Annotated in this window: 15 protein-coding genes; 9 read left to right on the top strand and 6 right to left on the bottom strand. The window is 48.9% G+C overall.

Annotation, left to right across the window (positions count from 1 at the left end):
- Window positions 1-118: 118 nt before the first annotated feature.
- A complete protein-coding gene (gene yjgA, locus C8R34_RS04925) occupies window positions 119-631 on the bottom strand; it encodes a ribosome biogenesis factor YjgA (RefSeq protein WP_110338399.1) in 513 nt (170 codons plus the stop codon).
- A gap of 140 nt (window positions 632-771) precedes the next feature.
- Between yjgA and pmbA the strand changes: the two genes are divergently transcribed.
- On the top strand, window positions 772-2,130 hold the full coding sequence (gene pmbA / locus C8R34_RS04920) for a metalloprotease PmbA (RefSeq protein WP_110338397.1): 1,359 nt from the start codon (window positions 772-774) through the stop codon (window positions 2,128-2,130).
- 26 nt (window positions 2,131-2,156) lie between these two features.
- Here the strand turns inward: pmbA and C8R34_RS04915 are convergent, their stop codons facing one another.
- Entirely contained in the window at window positions 2,157-2,384 is a 228-nt protein-coding gene (locus C8R34_RS04915; RefSeq protein ID WP_110338395.1) for a sulfurtransferase TusA family protein, read from the bottom strand.
- A 35-nt stretch (window positions 2,385-2,419) separates the two neighbouring features.
- Complete coding sequence (locus C8R34_RS04910) at window positions 2,420-3,526, bottom strand: D-alanyl-D-alanine carboxypeptidase family protein (RefSeq protein ID WP_375342115.1); 1,107 nt, start codon at window positions 3,524-3,526, stop codon at window positions 2,420-2,422.
- Window positions 3,527-4,044: 518 nt separating this feature from the next.
- Between C8R34_RS04910 and C8R34_RS04905 the strand changes: the two genes are divergently transcribed.
- The 4 genes from C8R34_RS04905 to C8R34_RS04895 all read left to right on the top strand — a co-directional run bounded on the left by C8R34_RS04905 (window position 4,045) and on the right by C8R34_RS04895 (window position 8,822).
- Entirely contained in the window at window positions 4,045-4,248 is a 204-nt protein-coding gene (locus C8R34_RS04905) for a cold-shock protein (RefSeq protein ID WP_110338391.1), read from the top strand.
- A gap of 99 nt (window positions 4,249-4,347) precedes the next feature.
- Window positions 4,348-4,608 carry a hypothetical protein gene (locus C8R34_RS16250; RefSeq protein WP_165872524.1) on the top strand — a complete coding sequence of 87 codons (261 nt, stop codon included), beginning with the start codon at window positions 4,348-4,350 and terminating at the stop codon, window positions 4,606-4,608.
- Between the two features lie 603 nt (window positions 4,609-5,211).
- Entirely contained in the window at window positions 5,212-6,603 is a 1,392-nt protein-coding gene (locus tag C8R34_RS04900; protein ID WP_110338390.1) for a toll/interleukin-1 receptor domain-containing protein, read from the top strand.
- Window positions 6,600-8,822 carry an SUMF1/EgtB/PvdO family nonheme iron enzyme gene (locus C8R34_RS04895; RefSeq protein ID WP_110338388.1) on the top strand — a complete coding sequence of 741 codons (2,223 nt, stop codon included), beginning with the start codon at window positions 6,600-6,602 and terminating at the stop codon, window positions 8,820-8,822. The genes C8R34_RS04900 and C8R34_RS04895 overlap by 4 nt, the downstream gene beginning before the upstream one ends.
- 72 nt (window positions 8,823-8,894) lie before the next feature.
- Here C8R34_RS04895 and C8R34_RS04890 read toward each other — a convergent pair whose 3' ends face one another.
- Window positions 8,895-9,599 carry a type 1 glutamine amidotransferase gene (locus C8R34_RS04890; RefSeq protein ID WP_110338386.1) on the bottom strand — a complete coding sequence of 235 codons (705 nt, stop codon included), beginning with the start codon at window positions 9,597-9,599 and terminating at the stop codon, window positions 8,895-8,897.
- A 167-nt stretch (window positions 9,600-9,766) separates the two neighbouring features.
- Between C8R34_RS04890 and C8R34_RS04885 the strand changes: the two genes are divergently transcribed.
- The 4 genes from C8R34_RS04885 to C8R34_RS04870 all read left to right on the top strand — a co-directional run bounded on the left by C8R34_RS04885 (window position 9,767) and on the right by C8R34_RS04870 (window position 14,207).
- Window positions 9,767-11,149, top strand: a complete 1,383-nt coding sequence (locus tag C8R34_RS04885; protein WP_110338385.1) for a DUF2868 domain-containing protein — start codon at window positions 9,767-9,769, stop codon at window positions 11,147-11,149.
- 3 nt (window positions 11,150-11,152) lie between these two features.
- Window positions 11,153-12,559 (top strand): GTPase/DUF3482 domain-containing protein, encoded by a 1,407-nt coding sequence (locus C8R34_RS04880; RefSeq protein ID WP_110338384.1) that lies wholly within the window; start codon window positions 11,153-11,155, stop codon window positions 12,557-12,559.
- Window positions 12,560-12,598: 39 nt separating this feature from the next.
- On the top strand, window positions 12,599-13,609 hold the full coding sequence (locus tag C8R34_RS04875) for a metal-dependent hydrolase (protein WP_110338382.1): 1,011 nt from the start codon (window positions 12,599-12,601) through the stop codon (window positions 13,607-13,609).
- Window positions 13,610-13,757: 148 nt separating this feature from the next.
- Window positions 13,758-14,207 (top strand): hypothetical protein, encoded by a 450-nt coding sequence (locus tag C8R34_RS04870; protein ID WP_110338380.1) that lies wholly within the window; start codon window positions 13,758-13,760, stop codon window positions 14,205-14,207.
- A gap of 168 nt (window positions 14,208-14,375) precedes the next feature.
- Here the strand turns inward: C8R34_RS04870 and gyrB are convergent, their stop codons facing one another.
- Both gyrB and dnaN read right to left on the bottom strand, forming a co-directional pair.
- Window positions 14,376-16,796: a DNA topoisomerase (ATP-hydrolyzing) subunit B gene (gyrB, locus tag C8R34_RS04865; protein ID WP_110338378.1), complete on the bottom strand. Its 2,421-nt coding sequence runs from the start codon at window positions 16,794-16,796 to the stop codon at window positions 14,376-14,378.
- Window positions 16,797-16,881: 85 nt separating this feature from the next.
- Window positions 16,882-17,997, bottom strand: coding sequence for a DNA polymerase III subunit beta (gene dnaN / locus C8R34_RS04860; protein ID WP_110338376.1), 1,116 nt, complete (start codon window positions 17,995-17,997; stop codon window positions 16,882-16,884).
- Window positions 17,998-18,236 lie beyond the last annotated feature (239 nt).

Raw genomic sequence — 18,236 nt, 5'->3', positions numbered from 1 at the left:
AAAGGAGAATCCAAGTATTTCTCGGAGTAGGAAGCTGAAGTTTCTGTGCACTCCTCCGCTCAGCAGCCGCTAGTAGAAACGATCACATCAAAACCACTGAATCAGACGTAGCCCAGACTCAAACCTCAGTGATCGTCGCTTGCAACGCCTGAAACAATAACCGAAAACTCTTGGGTGGTTTTTCAGCTGCTTTCTCTTTATGCGCATTACGGATCAATAATCTCAAGTGCTGTAAGTCAGCCACAGGGTATTTTTCCGCAAACTCAGTCAATGCATGCTCATCCGTCAGCAAGCGTTCGCGCCAGCGTTCAAGCTGATGCAGTCGTGCTGTTTGATGCACTGACACTTGTTGCCAGGAATCGAGCTTTTCCTGAATCGGCCGCATGTCGACCTCTCGCATCAAGCGGCCTATGTATTGCATTTGTCGGCGGCGTGCGCCATGTTTAGTCATCGGGCGGGCAAGGTGGATGGCATCGAGTAAAATTTCCGGCAAATCGAATTCATTCAATTTCTTTGGATCCAATTCAACCAATTGTTCGCCGATTTCCTGCAATGCATGCATGTCTTTTTTGCGCCGTGTTTTGCTCGGCGCAGCATCCTGCTCATGATCATTTTCCGGGGTATTTTGCACGGTAACCTGTGTAATGCAGTATCAAGAAGCTGTTATCATAGCGCTTTATGGGGTCGCGATCCCATTTGATTTATTTTTTCATTAAAAAATTATTTTACTTATATTCCATTTAACCTGAATTTCCGGTCACAAAGATATTTATGAACAATCTACTCGTTTCTGATTCCCGGTTTTCTTACCCACTCAGCACACTCCAGCAAATTGCCCGTGATATTTTGATGCACGCTAAACAAGGCGGTGCGACTGCCTGTGAAACCAATGTTTCCGATGGCTTTGGTCAAACTGTCACAGTACGCCAGGATGCGGTTGAAACGATTGAATATAATCGTGACAAAGGATTGTCGGTGACCGTTTATATTGGCCAGAAGCGCGGTAATGCGAGTACTTCCGATTTCTCGCCGCAGGCTATCAGCGATACGGTTGCCGCCGCGTTATCAATCGCCCGCTATACCGCTGACGATGATTGTGCCGGATTAGCAGATGCAGAATTATTGGCGCAAGATTATCCGCAGCTGGATTTGTATTATCCCTGGACGTTGTCTGTCGAGGAAGCCATTGAGCTGGCAAAACATTGCGAACAAGCAGCCTATGCGGCAGATAAGCGCATTACCAATTCCGAAGGCGCCACGATTTCAGTCAGTGAATCCCAGTTTATCTATGCGAATAGTCTGGGGTTCATGGGTGGGTATCCGTTGTCGCGTCACAGCATGAGTTGTGCCGTGATTGCTGAACAGAAAGATAGTAAACAACGGGATTACTGGTATAGCGTTGCGCGCGATGCTGCTGATTTGGAATCACCTGAGATGATTGGGCAGAAGGCAGGTGCACGTAGCGCGGCACGCTTGGGCGCTCGAAAAATTGCGACGTGTGACGTGCCGGTATTGTTTGAAGCGCCGATTGCCTCCGGCTTGATCGGGCATTTTGCTTCTGCAGTGAGTGGTGGCAGCCTTTATCGGAAATCTTCCTTTTTGCTGGATAGCATCGGTCAGCAGGTTTTTGCACCGGATATCCAGATCCGTGAATTGCCACATATTCCTAAGGGTCTGGCCAGCGGCGCATTTGATGATGATGGCGTGGCAACAGTTGATCGCAAAGTGATCGAGAATGGCATTGTACAAGGCTATTTTCTGGGAAGTTATTCAGCACGCAAGCTGGGAATGCGTACCACCGGGAACGCCGGCGGTACGCATAACCTAATCATGCACAATGCAGCGCCGATGGATTTCAAAGCAATATTGAAAAAAATGCATACGGGTTTGCTGGTAACTGAATTATTGGGGCACGGCGTCAATGCCGTTACAGGCGATTATTCGCGAGGTGCTTCAGGTTACTGGGTTGAAAATGGTGAAATTGCTTATCCGGTCGAGGAAATCACCATTGCCGGTAATTTGAAAGAGATATTCCGGGGAATATTGGCCATCGGTAATGATGTTGTGGTACGTGGATCGAAACAAAGCGGATCGGTTTTGATCGATCGCATGACCGTTGCGGGCGATTAACAGGCGATGAAAAATGGCGAAATTTGCTATTTCTTTTTCAGTATGAAAGTAAATGCATCAGTTGTTGCTGATAAAAACAATAACTCATTGCCTGTTTGATCTGCAAAGACTTGGAAGTCAATTATGGAACCCGGGTCTGTTGCAATGATTTTCAGAGTTTGCCCACTGATCATTGCGGATAATGATTGTTTGGTGCGTAAGATAGGCAACGGACAAACCAAGCCGCGCGCGTCTAATTCTTTATCAATGTGCATTGTTTGACGACAGCGAAAAAAAATTGGTGTATCAATCAGCTTTGTGAGCGAACGACCCAACACTCCATCTTTTGTTGGGATAAACTTTGACAAGCAGTACGCGCTTGATTTTCCAGCAAACCTACCAGACGGGCGCGATACAGTTTGCGATTACTAATTTCCACTTCGGTAATCACCACTGCGCCGGGTATCCAACGGGTAGCAGCCTGAGCCTGCGCTTGAGCTCGGCCATGCTCCAAATAAGAACCAATTTGTACTTCCCAGCTCTTATCATGCATTGCGGCAATTGTCTGCGGTTCAGCATTTGTATCTGTTTGCGCGATTTTTGATAGCGCGACAGGCTCAAGTGCTTTATTCAGCGAAGTCGCAGGTTTGGATGCAGAAATTGAAGCATTGACCTTCTGCAAAATGACTGGCGCTGCAGAAACATTATTGGTATTACTCGCTACTTGGGTGGTGGTTCCCCGGGTAAAACTACGATTGAGTAATTGTGCCATCTGTTGATCGCGGGCAGCGGCAGTATGCCCACCCATCACCACCGCAATAACGCGGCGACCACCGCGCTTGGCGGAAGTAGCCACATTAAACCCTGAAGCACGAATAAAGCCGGTTTTCAAGCCATCCACTCCCTGCGTGTTACGCACCATACGATTATGGCTGTTGTAGATGGTGCCTTTGTAACTGAAGGAGCGGGTTGAAAAATAATGATAGTGCTGCGGAAAATCCTTCATTAACCGTGCGGACAAGGTCACTAAGTCACGCGCTGTGGTTTTCTGCTCGCTGTTAGGCAGACCGGAAGCATTACGGAAAGTGGTGGAGCGCATTCCCAGCTTATGGGCTTTATCAGTCATCATACGAGCAAAGCTGACTTCGGTATTACCCAACGCTTCAGCCACCACGGCTGCTACATCATTGGCGGAGCGCACAATCAACGCGGGAATCGCATCGCGTACGCTGATTGTGTCACCTGTTTGCAGATTGATATTGGTTGCTGGCATCGAAGCTGCATGGGCCGATACCGGCATGCGGGTATCCAGAGTCATTTTGCGCTGCTCTAATGCCTCAAACAGCATATAAAGCGTCATCATCTTGGTCAGTGAAGCCGGGTAACGACTGGCATCGGCATTTGATTGATGCAGCACCGCGCCCGTATTTGCATCAATGACGATAGAAGCATGAAGAGTACTCGCGTGTGTTGGGTTTGTCGTGAAGAGGAGTAATATTACAGTGAGAACAAAAAATCCTCTTTTATTGATACACTTAAGGTTCATTATTTGCCTAATCCATTATCAGAAGCGTCTAATATTTTATAAATATTACCTTTAAGGCCATTTTCATACAAATGTAATTTTTACAAATGCGGAATAAGAGGAATAAATAGCCTTAAATTCAAGATCAAAGCATTAATTCGATCATCTCTTCATAAACTTCGATAATGTTATCAATTGGTTATCAAACCATCAGCGTGATCCTTTAATTAGAGTCATGCATTTAGGCCTGTAATAAATGCTTGAACTTTGTTAGCAAACGTGTATCTTACTTAGGTCTTTTGGATTCAAGTTGTGAAATGTGATGCTTATGGTTGACCTTTTTTCCTTGATATTCGATGGCCACTACGGATCAATGTAGATGTAATTTATTAATTATTAAGGAAATAAAGATGGCAACAGGTATTGTAAAATGGTTCAATGACGCTAAAGGTTTTGGTTTTATTACCCCGGATAATGGTGGAGAAGATTTATTTGCACACTTCTCTGCAATCAACAGCAATGGTTTCAAATCATTGCGCGAAGCCCAACGTGTTACCTTTGATATAACGACTGGCCCTAAAGGTAAACAGGCATCAAATATTGTGCCTCAGTAAAAATTCTGAGCATCAGTAAATAAAAAAGCCCCGGATCGCCGGGGCTTTTTTGTTGGTGAAATCAGTCGATCGCGAGCTTTATCTTTTCTGTTTCTTCTTGTGAAATTAGTTAAATCGGATACTTCCCAAAGCAGTGTTTCCAATAGTTTACTTCAAGTTAACAATTCATTTTCTATACAGATGCTCAGCAATCGCATTCAGTGCCGTCACGCACTGGGACAAACTCTTTTTAACGAAGCGCGTTGGGTTTCGAGCCGTGGCAAGTCAGTCTTTGGTTATAAGCAGCATACGTTGGTTGATGATGACGGGTTGGTTATGGCGACTGCCAACTGTCATACAGGCTACTGGCGATGGCTATAACTTGAAAAGACTCCCCAACGCTTTGCCGATCGTCGAATAATTACGCAAACATAGCGATATTGCAATAATGGAATGGGCGCCCACTACCCAAAGCGGCATCGAAGTGCCAAAGTAGTGAAGTTAAAAAATCCACTAGACCAGAGAAGAGCGTCCGACATGAAGATTACAACGATAGGCATTGATTTGGCAAAAGAAGTAAGGTAAGAGGATAAAGCAAAAAGCACATCAAACCAGCCATGGCAGATTGATTTTATGTAGTGCGGGCAGTGAGTGTATTGCACATGTTTTGTAACCATATTTAACTTTTTATGTTGATCAAGCACTGCTTTTTTCGTTGATCACATTGTTCCTTACTGAGCAATCGCGCTGCGTATCATCGACATTCAAACGCACATCGCGTATAGTTTGTTACATAGAAGCCTAATTCTAATAGCTATTTTATTTAAGCGTGCAATCCTATCCCTCTCAGAGACAGATGCCAGCGATGGCGGGTTTTAGTCATAGCGAAGCAGGCGTATCTCTATCTCCTCAAATCAATGCGCCTATCCCTCCGACTGCACCTGCCGGATTTTTCCCACACCAGTATTGGAGACCCGAAAAACCATGAACGCCGTTCTCAGTACTGACGAAGAAGACCGCCTCTGGCCGGAACTGATCCGGTTTGTCCGCGAAGGCGCGCTCATTCCGATTACCGGATCCGAGCTGCTCGAGATTCCCAGCGCGGCAGGCGGGACGAAGAACTTTTATACCCTCGTTGCTGAGGAACTCGCCCTGCGGCTGAAAGTCGACCCGCCGCAGCACACCGGTGAACGCGCGCTCAACGAGGTGGCCTGCGGTTATCTGGCCAATCGGCGTAACCGGGCCGAAGAGCTGTATCCGGTGGTTAAGGAGGTTGTCGAAGAACTGGAGCAAAGCGTTCCCATCCCCAAAGCGCTCAACGATCTGGCCGCACTGCCGGTTAAATTGTTTGTGACCACCACTTTCGACAATCTTCTCGTGCGCGCCATTGAGCAGCGCCATCCGGCCTGGGCTGGAAGAGTCCGTCAGATCGAGTACTCGCCCGTGCGTAAGGACGATCTCGACAGTACCCAATTGAGCGACGGCCCTCCGGTGGTGTTCCATCTGTTCGGCCGGGCAACATCGATGCCCGAATACGCGGTCACCGAAGAGGACGTGCTGGAGTTCATGCACGCGCTGCAGTCTCAGGAGGGCAGGCCAGAGAAGCTATTTCGTTTATTGCAGCAAAAGAACCTGCTGATTGTGGGGTGTGGCTTCGTTGATTGGCTCGCGCGCTTTTTCATTCGGCTGGGTGTGTCAACTCGGCTGAGCGCCGCGGGTGGTAAGACGGATTGGTTCATCGAGCGCGCCTCCAGCACTTCCGAATTCGCTGTCTTCCTCGATCACTTCGGTCGCAGCACCAAGCATTTTTCGCGGGGACCGGTCGAGTTTATCGCGCGCTTTGCCGAAAAACTGCCGCGCGATCTGACGCTCACACCTGCGCCGCGCGCGCCAGCGGCCCGTCGCGATCCCGAGCGCGACATCCTGGAAGGCGCGCTATTCCTCAGCTATGCCAGCGAGGACCGGGCGATCGTCGAGCGCATCCAGCAAGCGCTGGGTGAAGATATCGAATGCTGGTTCGACCGCCAGCAACTCATCGGCGGTGACGACTGGGAGAGCAAAATCATCCGCAACGTCAACGCCTGTTCGCTATTCGTTCTGATCCTGTCGCGTCATACGCTGACGCAGCAGGATCGCTTCTTCCGCCACGAGTGGCACGAGGCGTTCAAGCGCAGCATCGGCTTTGCAGCCAATGCCAGGTTCCTGATCCCGGTGGTGATCGACGATATCCAGCCCAACAACCCGGCATTGCCGCTCGAACTTCGGAAACCAAATTGGGAGCGGTTGCCCGCAGGAGAAGTGACGCCAGCCTTCCGCGAATCGATCACGACAGCGTTCCAGCAAGCCCAGCTGCGCGCCCGCGGTTCAGCGACATGAATCAAGTCCCTGCCACGGAATCCGCATCCGCGAGTGTTCCGGCACAAGCTGCAGCCTCGACCCTAAGCGCGCAGGAGCCCTGGCCGGGCCTGGCGTCCTACGCCGAGGAAGATACCTCCTACTTCGCGGCACGCGAGGCCGAACGCGACGAGCTGCTGGAGCGGGTGCTGCAACATCGGCTCACCGTGCTGTACGGGCTGTCGGGGCTGGGTAAGAGCTCGCTGGTCAAGGCGGGTTTGTTCCCAATGTTGCGCACGCATCAATGTTTGCCGGTTTACGTGCGTCTCAACTTCGCATCGGAGGCGGCGGCACTGGTCGATCAGGTGTTTGCTGCGATCGCAGCGGCGGCGCAGACTGCAGGTGCGAAAATGCCGGTACGGCAAAGCGATGAAACGCTGTGGGAATACTTCCAGCGCCAGGGCAATGCGTTCTGGAGCCAGCGCAACCGACTGCTGACGCCTGTGCTGGTTTTCGATCAGTTTGAGGAGATTTTCACCCTTGGGGCATTCCGCCGCGCGGATGAGTCAAAGGCTTTTCTCGAAGCCATTGCCGATCTTGCCGAGGGGCGCGCGCCGAGCGCGGTCAAAGCGCGGCTCGACCGTTCACCGGCGGAGGCCTCGCGCAACTTCGACTTCAACCGCCAGGCCTGCCACGTGCTGCTATCGCTGCGCGAAGACTATCTGGCCTATCTCGAGGATCTGCGCCGCTTGATGCCCAGCATGGGAAACCACATGCGCTTGCGCCCGTTGAGCGGCACTCAGGCCATGATCGTGGTGCGCAAACCCGGCGGCAGCCTGGTGACACAGGCCGTGGCCGGGGAAATCGTCACCGCGGTCGTCGGCGCAAGGCAACGCCAGCGCCCCGCGGCGAAGCAGGAAGTCGATCCCGCTTTGCTCAGCCTGCTTTGCCGCGAGCTGAACAAGCGCCGACTCAAGGAAGCAGCCGCGCAAATCAGCGCCGAGATGCTCACCGAGCAAGTGCGTGCCGGTATCCTCGGCGACTTCTACGAGGAGGCGATCGGCCGCGTCTCCAAAACTACCCGCCGTTTCGTCGAAGACAAACTGCTGCTGGCTTCCGGACAGCGTGACAGCGTCGCGCTTGAAGTTGCACACGAAGCCGGCGTCGACGACGCGCAGATCGACACGTTGGTCGACGAGCGGCTGGTGCGCCGCGAAGAGCGCGGCGGCATTGTGCGCCTCGAGCTCACCCACGATGTCTTGACCGATGTGGTGCGCGCCAGCCGCGACCAACGACGCGAACGCGAAGCGCGCGAGCAGGCACAACAGCTAGCGCAGGAGACGGAAAAGCGGCTGCGCAAGAGTCGCAGGTTTGCATTTGCTATGGCCGTGCTGGCGCTTGTTGCAATCGGGCTGCTTGGTTTGATCGCAGATGCCTACTACTGGGCGAAGAACAACTTTTTGCCGCCGGATTCGATGCTTACGCTGCAACGTTTTCGCTTAGGCTACGCACCGCTTCCAGATTTAACGGAAAAGCCCATTTCTCCCGGCTCCTTTAATATGGGCGAGCAAGATGCGGCATTTATTGCAAATTTAGGTGAATTGGAAAAACATTTTGGAGTGCCTAGCAAAGCAATCGAAATTACCCAACCTTTCTATCTGGGAAAAAACGAGATCACCTACGATCAATATGATTATTATGTCTGGCAACAGCATCGTTCCGGCGACACAGAAACTAAGTTCCCGAATACCGGTCAAGGCGGGCGCGGCGACCGTCCGGTGGTGAATGTCAACTTGTCTGAAGCAATGGGTTATGTTGCCTGGCTGGGTAAACAAACCGGGCAAAACTGCCGCCTGCCGATGGAAGCGGAATGGGAATATGCTGCTCGCGCAGGAACAGTTACAGCCTATTACTGGGGTGATGAAGTCGGCAGCAACCATGCCAACTGTAACGGCTGCGGCAGTCCATGGGGCAACAAAGAATCCGCACCGGTGGGCAGTTTTGCCGCAAACCAGTTCGGCCTGTACGATATGTCAGGCAACGTTTGGGAGTGGACTTGCTCAAACAGGCGAGAGCGATTTGATGGCAGTGAACAACAGTGCAATGATGAGACAACGGATGCGCAGTCCCGCGTGGTGCGCGGTGGTTCCTGGGACGTTGATCCGGACGGCGCGCGCTCGTCGGCACGCGGCATCTCCAATCCAGCCGTTCGCAACAACGTTGTCGGCTTCCGGGTGTTATGTGAGTCCCCCATCGAATAGCGAATTGCGGACGCCGCTGAACGCTGATGCACTGATTTGCTGTTCACTGATAGCGGCGCTTGAATTAACTGTCTATTTTTTCAAGCTGATAATCCATTTGTGATACAACTTCTCAGCCACTGCATTCAACGCCACCACACGCTCGGGCAGATTCTTCTCCATCTCAGCGATGGATTGCACCGACGGTTCGTTGAGGCTGGCGAGTTCTTCCGCGCCGACACTGCACCAGTCGATCACCAAGCGCTCGGTCATTTCTACATGGCATTGCATGCCCAGGTGCATGCCCATTGCGAAGGCCTGATTTTCGCAATATGGGCTGGACAGGATGCAGGTGGCGCCTGGCGGGATGCTGAACGCTTCGCCGTGCCAATGAAACGATTGGAAAGTGGATACGTCATCAAACCAGGCGCGGGCAACCGGGTTGTCCGGCACAGTGACTTCGCCCCAACCCATTTCTTTGACCGGATTGGCGCTGATGACGCCGCCCAATGCCTTGGCCATGAGTTGTCCGCCCAGGCAATGACCCAGTACCGGCATATCCACGGCAACCGCTTGGCGGATCAGCGACAGCGAGTTTTCGATCCAGGGTAAGTCGTCGTTGACGCTCATCGGTCCGCCCATGAATACCAGGCCGCTGAATTCATCAATGCGCGTTGGTGGTTTTTCGCCAGCGTCGATTTTAATCAGACGCCATGGGGTATGATTGTTGTCGAGAAATGTGGCAAAATAGCCTGGTCCCTCAATGGGCAAATGTCTAAAAATTGCAACCGGCTTCATGAAATTTTCCTGCCATAATTTTGAATAATCTGATAACGAATTTTAGCTTGTTTTGCAGCAAATTTTCTGCTGAAAATCCGGGCAAATTTTCCTTGGATACCTGTGAAACACATATACATCACCAACCGTAGCACCTTGAATGTCATTTTTTCGGAATGGATTGCCCCATGTCAGTAAAGCGATATACATTCGCTGATTTGGTGCGTATCGAACAAGTACGCAAGATAGAGTCCGCCAAAGCGGAAGATTTGTCATACGCCAGTATTCAGGATATGCCGAAGACCGCCGGCGGTGATTTTAATTATGCCGATTTCATCCAGCGATTGAACACGCGCGCCAAGCGTTTGATTCAGGAAAACACGTTGAACGATGCATTGCAGCAACCGCGCCTGCAATTCATCCGCGCCCGTCGAATTTGCCTGGCGCTTGCAGTGATTCTGGGTGGATTGGCAGCAAGTGAGGCGGTCAGTGAATCAACCACGCTGAACATTTACTGGTTATTGGCGGTGTTGCTGGGATTTAATTTGATTTCCCTGTTGCTGTGGCTATCGGGCATCACCTTGAATTTGCAGAGTCTGAGCAGCGGTATCGTGGCGCAATTGGCCAGTTGGCTGCCTTATCGACATAAGAAAGATCCGACGATTGCATCGCTGGCATCGCACGCTTGGTGGGAAAGCTGCTTAACCGGTGGTGTCGGCAAATGGCGCATTAGCGTATTGACGCATCAATTCTGGTTGGTTTACTTAAGTGCCGGCATGATATTGCTGATACTGCTGATGCTGGCCCAGCAATATAATTTCATTTGGGGTACCACCTTATTGCCGGACAGCACGCTGCCCAAACTTACGCAAATTCTCGGTACACCACTACAAGCGCTGGGATTGACAATACCGGACGATTCGCAAGCGATTGCGAGCAGAATAGGGGCTGATAAGCAGGACGCTGAGACACGTACTGCGTGGGCTACCTTCTTGATCGGCACATTGCTGGTTTATGGCATATTGCCGCGTCTTTTGGTGCTTGGCCTCTCAGTAATCATGCAAAAATGGCGTGAACACCGATTCAGGCTGGATCTGTATTTGCCTTACTATATTGAATTACGTCAGCGCTTGATGGCGCGCGAAGTAAAGGCCGAGGTTATTGATGCCGATCCGTACGCCGGCGCCAAACCGGTCGACGTGACACTGCCGCCGGCCAATGTCGCCATTCCGGCCAATGCGCAAGCGTTCGGCATTGAACTGGATGCGGCAACGCACTGGCCTGAATCGGTCATTTGCCGCTTGAACATCGTCGATCAGAATTCTCATGATGAAGCCATCGCACTGATAAAAAATCTCGGGGGTCCGTTATTGTTGGGGGTGGCAGCGCATCGATTGCCTGATCGCGGTGTGCAACGCCTGATCAAGGAACTGGTCGACAGCAGCAACGAGAAACCCTGGCTCATCCTGTTGAGCAAGCCATCGGCTCCGGTAGCAAGCACACGTGAATTCGCCTGGTTTCGCCTGGCAGAAGCCTGCGGCATTCCGGCAGAACATGTCATTACCCGATAAATCATGATCGTCAGACACCCTCATCGCCCGGATCACCATGCATTATTGAATATTGCCGTGGTCGGACATACCAACACCGGCAAAACATCGCTGATCCGCACCATGCTGCGCAGTACCGAGTTCGGCATCATCGAAGATGCTGCGGGCACTACGCGGCATGTCGAACAAGCGACCATTGCTGCTGACAATGAGCCGATTCTGAATTTGTATGACACGCCCGGCCTGGAAGATTCCAGAGCATTATTCGCGCACATCAAAAAGCTGCAAGCAAAATCAAGATTATTGTTACCTGCGCAAATACTGGAACATTTTGTCACGCATGTTGCCGTCAATGATCCATTGGAACAGGAAGCCAAAGTGATCCGTCAGGTGCTACGTAGCGATATTCTTTTATACATCATCGATGTGCGTGAGCCGTTTCTGGAAAAATACCGTCTGGAACTGGACGTACTGACGCAATCCGCCAAAGCGATCATTCCAGTCTTCAACTTTATCGCCGAACACCAGCCGGAACTCGCCAAATGGCGGCAACATCTGGCGGTCTACCACATGCATGTCACACTTGAATTTGATACCGTGGCATTCTCTTTTGAGGCCGAGAAGCGGCTTTATCAGAAAATCCAGACATTGGTGGAATCTCATTACACCCCGCTGCAGAAACTGATCGACTACCGCGCAACCTTATGGAATCAACTTTGTTTATCGGGCGCCAAACGAGTGACCGAGCTGATTGTAAACGTCGCTTGCTATCGCGAAAGCAAAACAACCAAAAATAATTTGATTGCTGATTCGTTGATCGAAAATCGACTGCATGATTTTGTCCGGAAAGCCGAGCAACATTGTTTGCACGATTTATTAGCCATTTTCAATTTCTCGGATAAAGATGTCGCGATTCAAAAAATCCCAGTCAGCGATGGACAATGGCAGTTGGACATTTTTGCACCCGGCATCCTGAAAGCCTATGGATTGGATGTTGGCAGTGCCGCAGCCAAAGGCGCTGCAGCGGGTGCCGGCATTGATTTGATGGTGGGTGGCATGAGCTTGGGTGCGGCCAGTGCACTGGGCGCCATTGCCGGCGCCGGCTGGTCGACCTTCAGACGCTATGGCGATGAAATCAAAGCAACTGTCAAAGGCACCAAATGGCAATGCGCCGATGAAACCACGCTGCAAATATTGTATCTGCGCCAAAAACACTTACTGAAAAAACTGATGCACCGCGGCCATGCGGCGCAGGATACCTTGCATGTCGACAAAGCCGATAGCGAAAAACTACCGGATAACTGGCACAAGATAACCAGCGCCTTAAGGCAGAATCCTGTCTGGCAGGAAGCTTCTGTCGCTCGCAATAATAGTCCGCAATTCCAGGAAATTGAAGCTAAGCTGGTGGGCTCGTTGTTGGATGAGCGCTAGCATAGTGGTTAGGTAGATATCGATAGAGGAATTCCATAGATGGATTTATTGACTCAAGGATTACTCGGCGCCACCATGGCACAGTCGGGTGCCAAACAACAAGAAATGCGCCTGGCAACCGGTATCGGTTTTTTTGCCGGCATCGTTGCAGATGCGGATATTCTGATTCAATCATCGAATGATCCGCTGCTCACGATCGAGTTTCACCGGCATTTTACGCACTCGCTGTTTTTTGTGCCGCTGGGTGCTTTGGTTGCAGCACTGCTGCTGTGGCCATTTTTGCGCAGACGCTTAGCTTTTGCCCGCCTGTATTTGTTTACTTTTCTGGGTTATTGCTTGAGTGGCGTACTGGATGCGTTTACCAGCTATGGCACGAACCTGCTGTGGCCGGTCAGCGATGAACGCGTGGCGTTGAATATTATTTCTGTGTTGGATCCGGCTTTTACGTTGATTTTGCTGACTGCCGGGGTGATCGCTTTCAGAAAATACAACCACACGGCGGCGCGCATCGGGTTGCTGCTGGCCGCTGCTTACCTGTCGTTTGGCTGGGTACAATTGCAACGCGCCGAAACAGTGGCTGAAACATTGGTTGCCGAAAGAGGACATCACGCGGAAGAACACCTGGTAAAGCCCACGCTCGCCAATTTGGTGCTATGGCGCTCCATCTATCAGTTTGAAGGTAAATTATACGTGGACGCCATCCGCGTCGGCTTATTTTCCGAACCGCGGATTTATCCGGGCGAATCCATTGAAAAATTTGTTCTGGAACGTGATTTGAGCGCATTGCCGGCATCATCGGTGCTGGCGCAGGATATTGCGCGCTTTAGCCATTTCTCGGCAGGGTTTCTCGCCATTCGTCCGCAGCAACCCAACGTTCTTGTGGATGTGCGTTATTCCAATTTACCCATGACTCTGGCCCCGCTATGGGGTATCGAGATCAATCCGGAACAACCGGATCAGCATGCCAAATATATGCTCTACCGTGATGCATCGAGCGCAACTCGCGAGAAATTCCTGACACTACTGATGGGTGAACATAGTTTAGATTGATTTAACTCTTAACAAGATCCTGCACCAACTGGTGTGATGTAAAGCTGGAAACACAGATAACAGTGTACAATTTAAAAATTGGTATCAAAGAAATAAAATTTTCCTGCAGATAAACTCGCAAAATAGCAACACGAAAAGGATAGGTGTTATGAAAAGATTAATTATAGCTGTGTTTTTGACTGCTGCTACCACGCTATCAGGTTGTGCAGCATCATCAGGATCAGGAGATTTTCACGCACCTTATATTTCACCCACACAATTTCAGACCTATACGTGTGGTGAGCTATCCGCAGAAATTGAACGCATTCAAACCAGAGTCAATCAATTAATGGGGAAACAAAACGGCGACGGCGCGACGAAAGACAAATGGACGCTCGGCACGGATTTGTCACTGTCATGGGCGGCACTGTTTGCGCTGGGTGGAACTAAGGAGCAAGAAGCTGAATATGCTCAATTGAAAAGTGAATATGATGCGATTCAAAAGTCGGCATTCGCAAAAAAATGCCCTGACGCAATTCCACCCATCGATAACCCGCCTGAATTTGATCCCAACCTTGTCAAAGAACTGGGATCTGATAGAACGACTAGCCATCAATAGTCTACGCCCCGCAGCCTGCTGCGGGCAAGTTTACCAATACGCTCGCAATAAACAACCCCGTGGCAAAACCATGGGGAATCACAAGTTCAACAAGTTATGCGAAAACTTATTTCACCAATTAGGCCTGAATCGGGCCGCAGCACTTGCTCGTTAACGGGACAACAGTGTCTAAATATCGATATTCGTCGCCCGCAACGCATTCTTCTCAATAAACGCCCGCCGTGGTTCCACCACATCGCCCATTAGCGTAGTAAATATTTCGTCAGTCAGTATGCTGTCTTCAATCTGCGCACGCAGCAGACGGCGGTTTGCCGGGTCCATGGTAGTTTCCCATAACTGACTTGGATTCATTTCACCTAGGCCTTTGTAGCGCTGCACATTCAAGCCTTTTTTAGCTTCCTCCAACAACCATTCCAATGCCTGCTTGAATTCCTGGATAGTCTGTTTTCGCTCGCCGCGTTGCACGTAGGCACCATGACTCAACAAACCTTCAAAAACTTGCGCAGTTTTCTGGATCTGCGCATAGTCGCCACTTTCCAGGAAATCATTATCCAGGTGACTGGTCAGTACATTGCCGTGTGACATGCGCATTATTTTCAATCGATAACGTTCATGTATTTCATCATATTCCGCGACGATGTCGATATCTTTCACACGCGCTGCAAGCCGGGATGCACTGTCGATTGCGTGATTCTCATTACTTAAATCGACATCGGGTTGGCGTAATAATGCATGCATCACGTTACTATCAATCACTTGACTCATGCGCTCAATAATCGCTTCTGACAAAATATACTCATGAGCTATTTTTTCCAGCGTTTCGCCGATCAAGGGTGGCTTCTCGCTGCCGGTATACAGTTCAGCATCGGCTAATGCCAAGCTCAACATATATTGCTTTAACTCATGATCGTCCTTGACGTAGCGTTCCTTTTTACCATGTTTGATTTTATACAGCGGCGGTTGCGCGATATAAATGTGACCCCGCTCAATCAATTCCGGCATTTGCCGGTAAAAGAAGGTCAATAACAGCGTACGGATGTGCGAACCGTCCACGTCCGCATCGGTCATGATGATAATACGGTGATAGCGCAGCTTGTCCGGGTTATATTCATCCTTGCCGATGCCGGTTCCCAACGCAGTGATCAACGAAATAATCTCCTGCGACGAAATCAATTTATCGAAACGGGCTTTTTCAACATTCAGTATTTTTCCCTTGAGGGGCATAATGGCCTGAAATTTCCGGTCACGCCCCTGTTTGGCCGAACCACCTGCGGAATCACCCTCGACCAGATAAAGTTCGCATAACGCCGGATTTTTCTCCTGACAATCGGCCAGTTTCCCCGGTAATCCCATGCTATCCAGCACACCCTTTCTACGCGTTAATTCCCGTGCTTTGCGCGCCGCTTCGCGAGCTCTGGCTGCCTCGATCACTTTGTTGCAAATCGTTTTTGCATCAATGGGATTTTCCAATAAAAACTCGGACAGCTTTTGCGACACGACTTCTTCAACTACCGGACGAACTTCCGAGGACACCAGCTTTTCCTTGGTTTGCGACGAAAACTTGGGTTCAAACAGTTTTACCGACAATACGCACGACAACCCTTCACGCATGTCATCACCGGCCGTTTCAATTTTGGCTTTTTTAGTTAATTCATTCTTTTCCATGTAGTTGTTCAGTGTACGTGTCATGGCAGCACGTAAGCCTGTCAGATGGGAACCACCATCTTTTTGAGGAATATTATTGGTAAAACACAGTACTTGTTCGGTGTAACTATCATTCCATTGCATGGAAACTTCGACGGAGATATTGTCTTTGGTGCCAATGGTGTAAAAGATATTGGGATGAAGTACAGATTTTGTGCGGTTGATATATTCCACAAAATTCTTGATACCACCGACAAAAGCAAATTTTTCCTCTTTTCCGGTGCGTTGATCGATCAAGTGAATTTTTACGCCATTATTTAGAAAAGAAAGTTCGCGTAAGCGTTTGGCAAAAATATCGTAGTGGTATTCGATATTGCCAAAAATTTCTTTACTTGCCAGAAAATGCACTTCGGTGCCATGCCGCTCGCTTTCCCCGGTAATTTCCAGTGGCTTGACCGCAACCCCTAAGCGAAATTCCATCTGGTTAATTTTTCCATCGCGGCGAATGGTGAGCTTCAACCATTCGGATAATGCATTGACTACCGATACACCAACACCGTGCAACCCGCCCGAAACTTTATAGGAATTATCATCAAACTTACCGCCAGCGTGTAGTTCAGTCATAACGATTTCCGCCGCGGAACGCTTCATTTCATCATCATGCTTGATACCGGTTGGAATACCCCGTCCGTTGTCCAGCACGCTGACTGAGTTATCCGGATGTAGTGTAACTGTAATCTCGTCGCAATGACCTGCCAGTGCTTCATCAATTGCATTATCGACGACTTCAAACACCATGTGATGCAAACCCGTACCATCACTAGTATCGCCGATGTACATGCCGGGTCGTTTACGTACCGCATCCAGGCCTTTTAATATCTTTATACTTTCAGAATCGTAATCGTTCTGACTTCCATTGGGTAAATTGGTATTGGGATCACTCATCAGTTGGGGTACTTTATAGTTGTGAAGTTTGAACGAAATGTTGTAACTTTTGAGGATTTTGATGCATTCCTGCCAGGAATTTCGATCAAATTCTCATCGGCATAACGATGTATTTAAATTCATTGTTTCCAGGTACTGTTATCAGGACACTGCTGTTGGCATTTTCAAATGCACAATGTACTGTTTCATTATCCACATTATTTAATAAATCCAGCAGATAAGTGATGTTTAAGCTGATGTCAATCGATTCATCAGCATATTTAATTTCCAATTCTTCCTGGGCTTCTTCCTGTTCATTGTTTTTGCAGATAATGCATAGATTATCTTTACTGACAATCAAGCGAACGCCGCGGAATTTCTCACTTTGGTTGGAGAGAATCGATACCCGCTGTAATGCTTGCAGAAAAATTAGGCGATCTATTGCAAACAGTTTTGTGTTTTTGGTTGGAATGACCCGATGGTAATCGGGAAATTTACCATCAATGATTTTGGATGTTAAAACAATGTCGGAGAAAGAAAATCGGATTTTGTTTTGAAAATACTCGATATTCACCGGATCTTCGCTGTCGTTCAACAATTTTGACAGTTCGAAAACAGCTTTACGTGGAAGAATGATTTCCTGTTTATTCTGAGTGTTATCCAAATCGGTTGCAATGTAAGCAAGACGGTGCCCGTCAGTGCCAACTCCAATTAAGTGTTTGTTTTCTATCAATAATAAAAGTCCATTCAGATAATATCGAATGTCTTGCTGTGCTACTGAAAATTGAACATGGTGTAACAGTTTTTTTAACTCACTTTGTTTCAGTGTAACAAGTACATCAGATTTCGATTCTTCAGCGATTTGCGGAAAATCCTCAGCAGGCAATATTTGCAGGTTGAAAGCGCTTTTACCTGATTTCACTTGCAGGTGATCATCTTGTCTTGTCAGTGCAATTTCTGCGTCGGATGATAGCGAACGCAGAATATCTTGAAGCTTCTTCGCTGAAATAGTCAGGGAAAAATTTTGTTTGGCCGAAGTATCTTTAGCAGTAGATGTCTTGATTTGTATTTCTAGATCAGTCGTTAAAAAAGACGTCTTTTCTTCGTCTTGTTGAATCAAAACGTTCGATAAAATGGGTAACGTTTGACGACGTTCGACAATTCCGGTAACTGTCTGCAACGGTTTTAGCAACGTATCTCTGTTGGTTTTTATTAAAAGCATTTATATAAAAAATAATAATAATTTAATAGTGTCTTCAATACTTCTGTATATCTTATGATACTTAATGAATATCAAAAAGATAGTACAAATTTCTTGTTTGTATGATCCTTGTATAATAATTGAATAGTTTGTGGATAAAAGCTGAATATTTTTATATTAACCACTTATGCACAAATTATTAAACAATTATTAACAGAGATAAAACTATCTGCGTTTCTTCGCCAGTTTTTGTCTGGCAT

The sequence above is a fragment of the Nitrosomonas sp. Nm84 genome (genome assembly GCF_003201565.1).
GTDB lineage: Bacteria > Pseudomonadota > Gammaproteobacteria > Burkholderiales > Nitrosomonadaceae > Nitrosomonas.
This window is presented reverse-complemented; position numbering and strand designations above follow the sequence as displayed.

What these genes read in the sequence shown, in the direction of transcription:
- pmbA (WP_110338397.1), top strand. Translation starts at nt 772, where the DNA reads ATGAACAATCTACTCGTTTCTGATTCCCGGTTTTCTTACCCACTCAGC.
- C8R34_RS04915 (WP_110338395.1), bottom strand. Translation starts at nt 2,384, where the DNA reads ATGCACATTGATAAAGAATTAGACGCGCGCGGCTTGGTTTGTCCGTTG.
- C8R34_RS04905 (WP_110338391.1), top strand. Translation starts at nt 4,045, where the DNA reads ATGGCAACAGGTATTGTAAAATGGTTCAATGACGCTAAAGGTTTTGGT.
- C8R34_RS04900 (WP_110338390.1), top strand. Translation starts at nt 5,212, where the DNA reads ATGAACGCCGTTCTCAGTACTGACGAAGAAGACCGCCTCTGGCCGGAA.
- C8R34_RS04895 (WP_110338388.1), top strand. Translation starts at nt 6,600, where the DNA reads ATGAATCAAGTCCCTGCCACGGAATCCGCATCCGCGAGTGTTCCGGCA.
- C8R34_RS04890 (WP_110338386.1), bottom strand. Translation starts at nt 9,599, where the DNA reads ATGAAGCCGGTTGCAATTTTTAGACATTTGCCCATTGAGGGACCAGGC.
- C8R34_RS04885 (WP_110338385.1), top strand. Translation starts at nt 9,767, where the DNA reads ATGTCAGTAAAGCGATATACATTCGCTGATTTGGTGCGTATCGAACAA.
- C8R34_RS04880 (WP_110338384.1), top strand. Translation starts at nt 11,153, where the DNA reads ATGATCGTCAGACACCCTCATCGCCCGGATCACCATGCATTATTGAAT.
- C8R34_RS04875 (WP_110338382.1), top strand. Translation starts at nt 12,599, where the DNA reads ATGGATTTATTGACTCAAGGATTACTCGGCGCCACCATGGCACAGTCG.
- C8R34_RS04870 (WP_110338380.1), top strand. Translation starts at nt 13,758, where the DNA reads ATGAAAAGATTAATTATAGCTGTGTTTTTGACTGCTGCTACCACGCTA.
- gyrB (WP_110338378.1), bottom strand. Translation starts at nt 16,796, where the DNA reads ATGAGTGATCCCAATACCAATTTACCCAATGGAAGTCAGAACGATTAC.
- dnaN (WP_110338376.1), bottom strand. Translation starts at nt 17,997, where the DNA reads ATGCTTTTAATAAAAACCAACAGAGATACGTTGCTAAAACCGTTGCAG.